The following is a 9,059-nucleotide window of genomic DNA, read 5'->3' as shown; positions in this document are numbered from 1 at the left end:
TCACAGGTTGACCAGGCCATTTCATCAGCCCGGAAAGCCCAGCCGGGATGGGCTGCACGCTCTCTGGAAGACCGCATTAGTCTGGTGCGTAAGTTTGCCGGGCAGGTTGAACAAAACGCTCACCTGCTGGCCGAGATCATTGCCTTAGAGACGGGTAAACCCTTGTGGGAATCCAAAACCGAAGCTGCGGCCATGAAAGGCAAGATTGAAATTTCTATCAAAGCCTACAGTGAGCGCACCGGAACGACAGAAAACATCATGCCGGGAGGCCGTGCTTTTATACGACATAAACCTCACGGTGTCGTCGCTGTTTTTGGCCCCTACAATTTTCCGGGACACCTGCCCAATGGACACATTGTTCCGGCCCTGCTGGCGGGCAATACGGTTGTCTTCAAACCCAGTGAACTGACCCCGGCTACAGCTGAAGAAACCATCAAACTCTGGGAGCAGGCCGGACTACCGGAAGGCGTATTGAACATGGTTCAGGGCGAGAGAGAGACCGGTATGGCTCTGGCTGGGCACAAAGGCATTGACGGCCTGTTCTTCACCGGCAGCTCGAATACAGGAAGGCTCATCCACCAGCAGTTTGGGGGTCAGCCAGGCAAGATTCTGGCTCTGGAGATGGGTGGCAATAATCCGCTGATCATTACTGAAGTCAAAGATCGAAAAGCGGCGATACACGACACTATACAGTCAGCGTTTATTACTGCGGGTCAGCGGTGTACCTGCTCCAGACGCTTGTTCGTGCCTGCCTCAGAATGGGGTGATACTTTCATTGATCAACTGGTTGAAGCCACAGGCAACATCAAAATAGGCCAATGGAATGATGAAGACCAGCCCTTCATGGGAGCCGTTATCTCAGAAGCGGCTGCGAACAGTATTTTGCAGGCACAGGCACGCCTGCAACAGCTGGGCGGTCAATCATTACTGACGAGCAGAAAATTGAAGGAAGGTACCGGTTTACTGTCTCCCGGCATTATTGATGTTACCGCCATTAAAGAACTACCCGATGAAGAGTACTTCGGCCCCTTGCTACAGGTGCTTCGTTACAACCAGCTCAACGAAGCCATCGAACAAGCCAATAACACTCGTTATGGACTGTCCGCCGGTATTTTCGCTGACAACCGAGAAGACTATGAACAGTTCCTGCACCTGAGTCGAGCCGGAATCGTCAACTGGAACAAGCCCATCACCGGAGCCAGCAGCGCTGCGCCATTTGGTGGTATTGGTGACAGCGGTAACCACCGCCCCAGTGCCTACTTTGCTGCTGACTACTGCGCTTACCCCGTTGCCAGTGTAGAAGCTGAGAGCCTGTCACTACCGGAAAAACTGGCGCCGGGTTTAAAGCTTTAATGAACAGATGCATGCCATCAGGAAGCTGACCGAGATCGGAACAGAAAAAATATGAATAGTACTGTTGAAGCCAATTTTGACGGCCTGGTAGGCCCAACCCATAATTATGCAGGCCTTTCTCTGGGCAATATAGCCTCAACCCGAAGCCAGTCGGCGTCTTCCAACCCGAAACAGGCTGCTCTGCAAGGTCTGGCTAAAATGAAGGCACTGCACGACATGGGTTTAGTACAAGGAGTGCTGGCACCCCATGAAAGACCCGACGTTTATACCCTGCGCAAGCTAGGTTTTAGCGGCAGTGATAGACAGGTTCTTGCCGGGGCCTCAAGACAGGCACCCAAAATTCTTGCAGCATGCAGTTCTGCATCCACCATGTGGACCGCTAATGCCGCTACAGTATCACCCAGCGCCGACACAACGTCTGGCACCGTACATTTCACACCGGCAAACCTGTGCAGTAAGTTTCACCGATCAATTGAGCATGAAATAACAGGCAAAATCCTGAAAGCCGTTTTCTCCAGCGAGGAGCATTTCACTCATCATCCAGCCCTGATTAGCACCTCTCACTTCGGCGATGAGGGCGCGGCCAATCACACCCGTTTCTGTCAGAACTATGGAGACGAAGGTGTTGAGTTTTTTGTTTATGGCCGTTACAGCTTTGATGATGCTCAGCCAGCGCCGACAAAATTTCCGGCTCGCCAAACCCTGGAGGCCTCCCAGGCCATTGCCCGTAACCATCAACTGAATAGCCATCGAACTGTCTTTGCACAGCAAAATCCGGAAGTCATTAATCAGGGAGTTTTTCATAACGATGTCATTGCTGTGGGTAACCGCAATGTACTGTTCTGTCACGAGAAAGCCTTCCTGAATCAGGCGCAGGTTTACAACGACCTGAGAAGTGCTTATAGCCTTGAGCTAAAAAACAGCCGGAATGACTTCTGCATTATTGAGGTGCCTGAAAGTCAGATAAGAGTGGAAACTGCGGTGAAAAGTTACCTGTTCAACAGTCAGCTGCTCAGCACTTCCGATCATGATATGACTATTGTTGTGCCCTCTGAGTGCCAGAGTGATCGACAGGTTTCTTCTTACCTCGAAGGTCTGGTTGCGCGCGAGAACCCCATTAATGACATCAAAGTGTTCGACTTGCGTCAGAGCATGAATAATGGCGGCGGACCTGCCTGTTTGCGTCTGAGAGTAGTCCTGACTCCAGAAGAACTGGCTGCCACCAATCAGGCCTGCCTGATGAACGACACTTTGTATACAACACTCTGCCAATGGGTAGAAAAACATTACCGTGACAGGCTGACTGAAGCCGATCTTGCTGATCCTGAACTTCTGATTGAATCCCGTACAGCACTGGATGAGTTAACCGACATTCTGCAACTGGGCTCAGTCTATCAGTTCCAACAGGTGTGAAGGGCTTGAGCTGATTTTATCTCTGCGAATGATAGAATCAGCTCATCCACTTCATGGGAGAAAAGAATGAGAATAATATCCATTGCTATGCTGGCGCTTGTTTCCATAGTACTTGCAGGCTGCGTAAGCGTTACCGTTCCTCAGGAAAACCCTAAGGTCGCCCCATTATCGATTACCGCTTCTCCCCTGCATCGATTCTCTTTAGCCGATTTTGATGGCTTGATGTTCGAATCCATCACCCCTGAAGAAAAGGACCCGATGTTCCCTAACCGGGAGAATGCTTATCAAACAATAGAATTCGAGATAGCCAAACAGCTGTCAGCGAAAATGAACATTGATCCTGACCAAATACCCCAGAATTCATTGATTGTCCGCTATGGCATTGCTTCTGATTCCATCGTCTCCGACGCAGAACTGGTTCGCTTTTTTGGCACAACGCCGGGACTGGTCACTGAGCCGGGCCAGGAAAAACTGACCATAGCCATTGCCCTGATTCGAGCCAATACCGGAGATGCCCTATGGAAAGGGGTTGCCCAGGGCACAATAGTTCCCGGACTGAGCAATGAAACAAGACTGGCCAGAGCCGAAGCGGCCATTACCAGAATGTTGAGCAGTTTGAGATGACGCTCCCTGCCTTATCGAGGGTGTTGGAGAGTTAAAGCAAACAATTAATTATTCATTCGTAGCTCCGTGATTTTCACCTTGTGATAGCCACTGTCATAGCCGTCGGAGATGGTAAGCACATGGCCGCAGTCGGCACTGAAGGTGGCTGATTTGACCTTCCTCCCATGGGAAATTGTGGCTTTTTCTACCCATGATCCATCAGCCACCAGACCAATAATTTTCGACGTTAAATCTCCACTGGCGGTGACCACATGGCGGCCATCGGGACCGAAGGTGGCCGAGAAGACCTCTCCATTATGGGAAAAGATGGCTATTTCTCTCCATAATCCATCGTCGTCATGGCCATAAATTCTCACCTTTCCATCGCCACTGGCGGTCACCATGTAACGGCCATCGGCGCTGAAGCTGGCTGAATAAACTTCGTCCTCATGATGAATGGTGGTCTGTTTTTTCCATTCTCCGTACTCCTGGGCGTAGATTTTCGCCTTGCCATCAATACTGGCGGTCACCAAATGACTGCCATCATCGCTGAAGGTGGCTGAGTTGACCTCTTCCTTATGTAAAATAATGATTTTTTCTTTCCATGGCCCATCATCTTCATGACCATAGATTTTCACCGTGCAATTGTTAACGGTCACCAGATGGCTGCTGTCAGCGCTGAAGGTAGCTGAATCGACATAATCAACATGATAAATTTTGGCTTTTTCTTCCCATGTCCCACCCTCTTCCTGGCCATAGATTTTCGCCGTGCAATCTTCACTGGCAGTGACCAAATAGCGGCTATCGGCACTGAAGGTAGCTGAGCTGACAGTGTCATCATGTTCAATTGTGGCTTTTTCCACCCATAGCCCATCGCCCACCTTGCTATAGATCTTCACTGTGTGATCGTCACTTGCGGTCACTAAATGAGAGCTATCGGCGCTGAAGGTGGCTGAATTAACGCCTTCATCATGAAAAATGGTCCCTTTTGCTTTCCATGATCCATCGTCTTCATAGCCATAGATTTTCGCTGTGCCATCGTCACTGGCAGTGACCAAATAGCGGCTATCGGCACTGAAGGTGACTGACTCAACGAAGCGATCACGGGGAATGGTGGACTTTTCTTCCCATAAACCATCGTCATTCCGGCTACAGATTTTCACCTTGTTATCTTCACCGATGGTCACCACATGGTGACCATCGGCGCTGAAGGAAGCTGAATTGACTTCTTCATCATGGGAAATGGTGGCTTTTTTCTTCCATGATCCGTCGTCCTCCTTGTCATAGATTTTCACCTTACCATCGTCACTGGCAGTCACCACGTGGAGACCGTCTCTACTGAAAGTCGCTGAGTTGATTAAGTCTCCATGGGAAATAGTGACTTTTTTATCAACATTGAATGTTTCACACTGCGACATTAGATTGGCATTATTGAAAAAGAGCAGAGCAGGACGAACCTCTTCTCGACTTTTAACAAGCGACTCGATTAGCGCCTGATTATTCGTAAATTGCCCCAGCCAGGCACTGAGTTGCTCATCACTTCTTGCGGTGATGGCTGTCTTCAGTAGAGACTGGTGTGCTGAAGAAAAACGGCGATACCATGCCTTTGCCGGAATATCTTCTTGTTTAATAAGCTCTTGAAAGTGGCTAGATACCTGTTTCAAACAGGCAACATCTTTAAGCCCCAAATGGCCAATAATATTTAATTGTGTGAGGCGGGGCAAATTGAGTAGCGGAGACTCACTGCTCTCAGATACACTGATTTCCCTACCCCCACTGACACCCGTTGGTGCATGCTCCGATATAGATTGAGGCGGTTTTGGTAAATATGAGAAAGCAGCTTTTGAGTTGTTGTTTATCGATTCCATGTTTTGTCAATCTTTTGTTTGATAGTTTTTATTTATCTTCAATCAGGAAGAACATCCAAAATTGAAACTAAGGGTTGGATTCTGTCTTAAAGTAAAAGTTCATGACATGTTGTTAAGTGAAACTAACAAAAGTTTCTGTCTTTCAGCACACGCTAAATAGCGTCACTCAGAAGAAACCTCTTAAATTGAATAAAAGTGAAGGCAAACAGTCAATTATTCATTCATTCGCAGCTCAGTGATTTTCGCCTTGTGATAGCCATTGGCTGCGGCTGTGGTAAGCACATGGCTGCAGTCGCCACTGAAGGTGGCTGATGAGACCAGCCCCCGATGGGAGATAGTGGCTTTTTCTACCCATGATTCTTCAGCCGTCAGGCCAATAATTTTCGACGTTTTATCTTTACTGGCGGTCACTATATGGCGGCCATCGGTACTGAAGGTGGCTGAATAGACTCGACCATTATGATAAATAGTGGTTTTTTTCTTCCATGATCCATCGCTCTCACGGCCGTAAATTTTCACCTTGCCATCGTCACCGGCGGTCACCACGTAGCGGCCATCGGCGCTGAAAGTGGCTGAATTAACATCACCGGCATGGTGAATGGTGGCTTTTTCTTCCCATGATCCATCTTTATTCTGGCCATAGATTTTCGCCTTACCATCATTACTGGCGGTCACCACATGGCTGCCATCGGGACTGAAGGCGGCTGAGTTGACCTTATTTTTATGGAAAATAGTGGTTTTTAATCCCAATAATCCGTCGTCCTCATGACCATAGATTCTCACCGTGTAATCGTCACTGACGGTCACCAAATAGTTGCCATTTGCGCTGAAGGCAACTGAATCGGCATGGGTAGCATAGTACGCGGAATTTTCTTCCCATGTTCCACCTTCCTCCTGACCGTAAATTTTCGCCCCGCCATCATAACTCGTGGTCATTACACGGCTAGCATCGGCGTTGAAGGTCGCTGAGCTGATCAAATCATTGTGATAAATGATGCCTGATTCCAGCCATGATCCATCGTGCTCCTTACTATGGATTTTCACTGTGTGATCGCCGCTGGCAGTCAACACATAGCGGCTATCGGCACTGAAAGTGGCTGAACTGATATATCCATTGTGGAAAATGGTAGCTTTTGCTTTCCATGTTCCATCGTCCTCATAGCCGTAAATTCTCGCCGTGCCATCGTCACTGGCAGTGACCAAATAGCGGCCATCGGCACTGAAGGTGGCTGACTTGACAAAGGAATCATGGGATATTGTGGCCTTTGCTTGCCATGATCCATCGTCATTCCGGCCATAGAGTTTCACTTTGTGATCTTCACCGATGGTCACCGCATGGCGGCCATCGGCGCTAAAAGTGGCTGATGCCACCGATTTATCATGAGCAATGGTGGCTTTTTTTGTCCATGATCCGTCGAGCTCCTTGTCATAGATTTTCGCCGTGCCATCGTCACTGGCAGTCACCACGTGGAGACCATCTTTACTGAAAGTCGCCGAATTGATGAAGCCTTTATGGGAAATAGTGACTTTTTTATCGACATTAAATGTTTCGCACTGCGACATTAGATTGGTGTTGTTGAAAAAGAGCAGAGCAGGAGATAGACCATTATCGTCCCGGCGTTTTAAAACTGAATCGATCAATGCCTGATTATTCGTAAATTGCCCCAACCAAGCACTGAGTTGCTGATCACTTTTTGCGGTGACGACTGTCTTTAGTAGAAACTGGTGCGCAGAGGAAAAACGGCGATACCATTCCTTTGCCAGAGAACCTTCTTCTTTAATAAGCTTTCGAAAGTAGGTACATACCTGTTTCAAACGGGTAATATCTTTAAGCCCCAAACGTTCAATAATATTTAAGTGTGTTGGGCGAGACAAACTCAGTAATGGAGGCTTAGTACCCTCAAAAACAGTGATTTCTCTATTTGCATTGACACCTGTACGTGCTCGCTTTGATATAGGTTGAGCAGAAAATGACAAAACGTTTGAATGGTTATTTATTTGTCGCATATCTGGTCACTCCATGGTTAGCGCTTATCCTCAATTAGAAGGTATATTCAAAATTGATGTTAATAATAGGATTCGGTTTTAACATAAAAGTTCCTGACAAATTGTTAAGTGAAACTAACATTTACCACCGACAGCAACCATTTTCTCCACTAACCTTCTGAGTTTCGATCTTCTACACAGAAATGGATGACACCTGTATTCAATATTGTTTTTCGGGGTTTTGTGATTAATTAATTCAAAAACCTGGCATCTCCCTCCATTCTTTTCTGAAAAGCCGGGTGCGCCTTGACCCTCTGGAGATAGGCGGCAAAGCCCGAATATTCTGACGGGTCAGGTTCGAATCCGGCACAACCGGCATTGGTCACTTTCATCAAAACGGTATCAGCGTACTCCTCCAACCAGCGGGCTTTGGCTTTTAAAGCCGGATCTCTGGGGTACAGCGCCAAGAAAAGGGAGAAACTCCATGGGAGCTGAGACGAGGACCTTTTAGAGAGTCTGACTTTTCCTGTCTGCCTCCCGGTCAGTGGACACTTCTGGTTCAGGCTATGGATCACTGGGTTCCCGATGTTCACTCGCTGCTGGATTACTTTGACTTTCTGCCCTCCTGGCAACTTGAAGACATTATGATCAGCTATGCAATCGATGGGGGTTCAGTGGGTCCTCACTACGATCATTTTGATGTTTTCCTGATTCAGGCCGAAGGCCGAAGGCAAAAGGCATTGGCAAGTCGGCCCGGTCTACGATGCCAGCTCACCAAAACTGAAAAACACTGACCTTCATATCCTGTCGGAATGACTATTTCAGTAGGCTTCCGGAAAAGTGAAAGCAAGCAAACAATCAATCGCCCATGAATAGTTCATTGATTTTCACCCTGTCATCGAAGCCGACGGTAACCACATGGCTGACGTCGTTGCTGAAGGCGGCTGATATGACCGGTTCCCAATGGTAAACAGAGGCTTTTTCTACCCATGATTCATCAGTTTCCTGGCCAATAATTATCGCCGTATAATCTTCACTGGCAGTCACCACATGGCGGCCATCGGCACTGAAGGTGGCTGAGCTGACCGGACCACCATGTTCAATTTCGGATTTTATTTTCCACAATCCATCGTCGTCATGGCCATAAATTATCACTCTGCCATCGTGACTGGCAGAAACCATATGACGGCTATCGGCACTGAAGGTGGCTGAATTGACGTGGTCATAACCACCATGGTCGATGGTGGCTTTTTCTTCCCATAATCCACCCTTACCGGCCTTCTGGCCACAGATTATTGCCACGCCATCTTCACCGGTGGTCACCAGATGGCAGCCATCGGGGCTGAAAGACGCTGTTTTGACCACGTTACTATGGAAAATAGTGATTTTTTCTTTCCATGTTCCATCGTCCTCATAGCCATGGATTTTCACACTGTAATCACCACTGACGGTAGCCACATGGTATCCATCGGCACTAATGGCAGCTAAATCGACACCGACTTCATGGTAAATGGTGGCTTGTTCTTGCCATGTTCCACCCGCCTCCTGGCCGTATATTTTCGCAGTGCCATCCCAACTGGCGGTCAGAACATGGCGACAATCGGCGCTTAAATTAGCTGAGATGACACAGTCATCATGAGTAATTCTGACTTTTTCTATCCATAATCCATCGGACTCCAGACTATAGATCTTCGCTGTGTTATCGTGGCTGGCAGTCACCACATGGTGTCCATCGGCGCTGAAGGAGGCTGAATTGATATCGTCACCATGGGCAATGATGACTTTCTCTTCCCATAATCCATCGTCATCATGACCATAGATTTTTGCTATGTAGTC

The 9,059-nt window shown here is 48.0% G+C and carries 8 protein-coding genes; 4 read left to right on the top strand and 4 right to left on the bottom strand.

Features of this window, described 5'->3' with window-relative positions:
* The 3 genes from astD to KDK18_RS04065 all read left to right on the top strand — a co-directional run.
* Window positions 1-1,353: succinylglutamate-semialdehyde dehydrogenase (gene astD, locus KDK18_RS04075; RefSeq protein ID WP_257253395.1), on the top strand; the 1,353-nt coding region annotated here is incomplete at its 5' end.
* Between the two features lie 51 nt (window positions 1,354-1,404).
* Complete coding sequence (astB, locus tag KDK18_RS04070; RefSeq protein WP_257253394.1) at window positions 1,405-2,766, top strand: N-succinylarginine dihydrolase; 1,362 nt, start codon at window positions 1,405-1,407, stop codon at window positions 2,764-2,766.
* Window positions 2,767-2,832: 66 nt separating this feature from the next.
* Window positions 2,833-3,390 carry a DUF4136 domain-containing protein gene (locus KDK18_RS04065; RefSeq protein ID WP_257253393.1) on the top strand — a complete coding sequence of 186 codons (558 nt, stop codon included), beginning with the start codon at window positions 2,833-2,835 and terminating at the stop codon, window positions 3,388-3,390.
* Window positions 3,391-3,434: 44 nt separating this feature from the next.
* Here KDK18_RS04065 and KDK18_RS04060 read toward each other — a convergent pair whose 3' ends face one another.
* The 3 genes from KDK18_RS04060 to KDK18_RS04050 form a co-directional block, all read right to left on the bottom strand.
* On the bottom strand, window positions 3,435-5,237 hold the full coding sequence (locus tag KDK18_RS04060; RefSeq protein ID WP_373691142.1) for an F-box/WD repeat-containing protein: 1,803 nt from the start codon (window positions 5,235-5,237) through the stop codon (window positions 3,435-3,437).
* A 213-nt stretch (window positions 5,238-5,450) separates the two neighbouring features.
* A complete protein-coding gene (locus KDK18_RS04055) occupies window positions 5,451-7,112 on the bottom strand; it encodes an F-box/WD repeat-containing protein (protein WP_257253391.1) in 1,662 nt (553 codons plus the stop codon).
* Between the two features lie 362 nt (window positions 7,113-7,474).
* Complete coding sequence (locus KDK18_RS04050; protein WP_257253390.1) at window positions 7,475-7,690, bottom strand: hypothetical protein; 216 nt, start codon at window positions 7,688-7,690, stop codon at window positions 7,475-7,477.
* A gap of 99 nt (window positions 7,691-7,789) precedes the next feature.
* Here KDK18_RS04050 and KDK18_RS04045 point away from each other — a divergent pair, with 99 nt between their 5' ends.
* Window positions 7,790-8,017, top strand: coding sequence for a JmjC domain-containing protein (locus tag KDK18_RS04045; protein WP_306670852.1), 228 nt, complete (start codon window positions 7,790-7,792; stop codon window positions 8,015-8,017).
* Window positions 8,018-8,081: 64 nt separating this feature from the next.
* On the opposite strand, the gene KDK18_RS04040 is transcribed toward KDK18_RS04045, so the two are convergent.
* A partial coding sequence (locus tag KDK18_RS04040) for a WD40 repeat domain-containing protein (protein ID WP_257253388.1) occupies window positions 8,082-9,059 on the bottom strand: 978 nt, incomplete at its 5' end.

The organism is Endozoicomonas sp. SESOKO3, assembly GCF_024606255.1.
This window is presented reverse-complemented; position numbering and strand designations above follow the sequence as displayed.

Coding starts and splice junctions, on each gene's coding strand:
- astB (WP_257253394.1), top strand. CDS start 1,405: ATGAATAGTACTGTTGAAGCCAATTTTGACGGCCTGGTAGGCCCAACC.
- KDK18_RS04065 (WP_257253393.1), top strand. CDS start 2,833: ATGAGAATAATATCCATTGCTATGCTGGCGCTTGTTTCCATAGTACTT.
- KDK18_RS04060 (WP_373691142.1), bottom strand. CDS start 5,237: ATGGAATCGATAAACAACAACTCAAAAGCTGCTTTCTCATATTTACCA.
- KDK18_RS04045 (WP_306670852.1), top strand. CDS start 7,790: ATGGATCACTGGGTTCCCGATGTTCACTCGCTGCTGGATTACTTTGAC.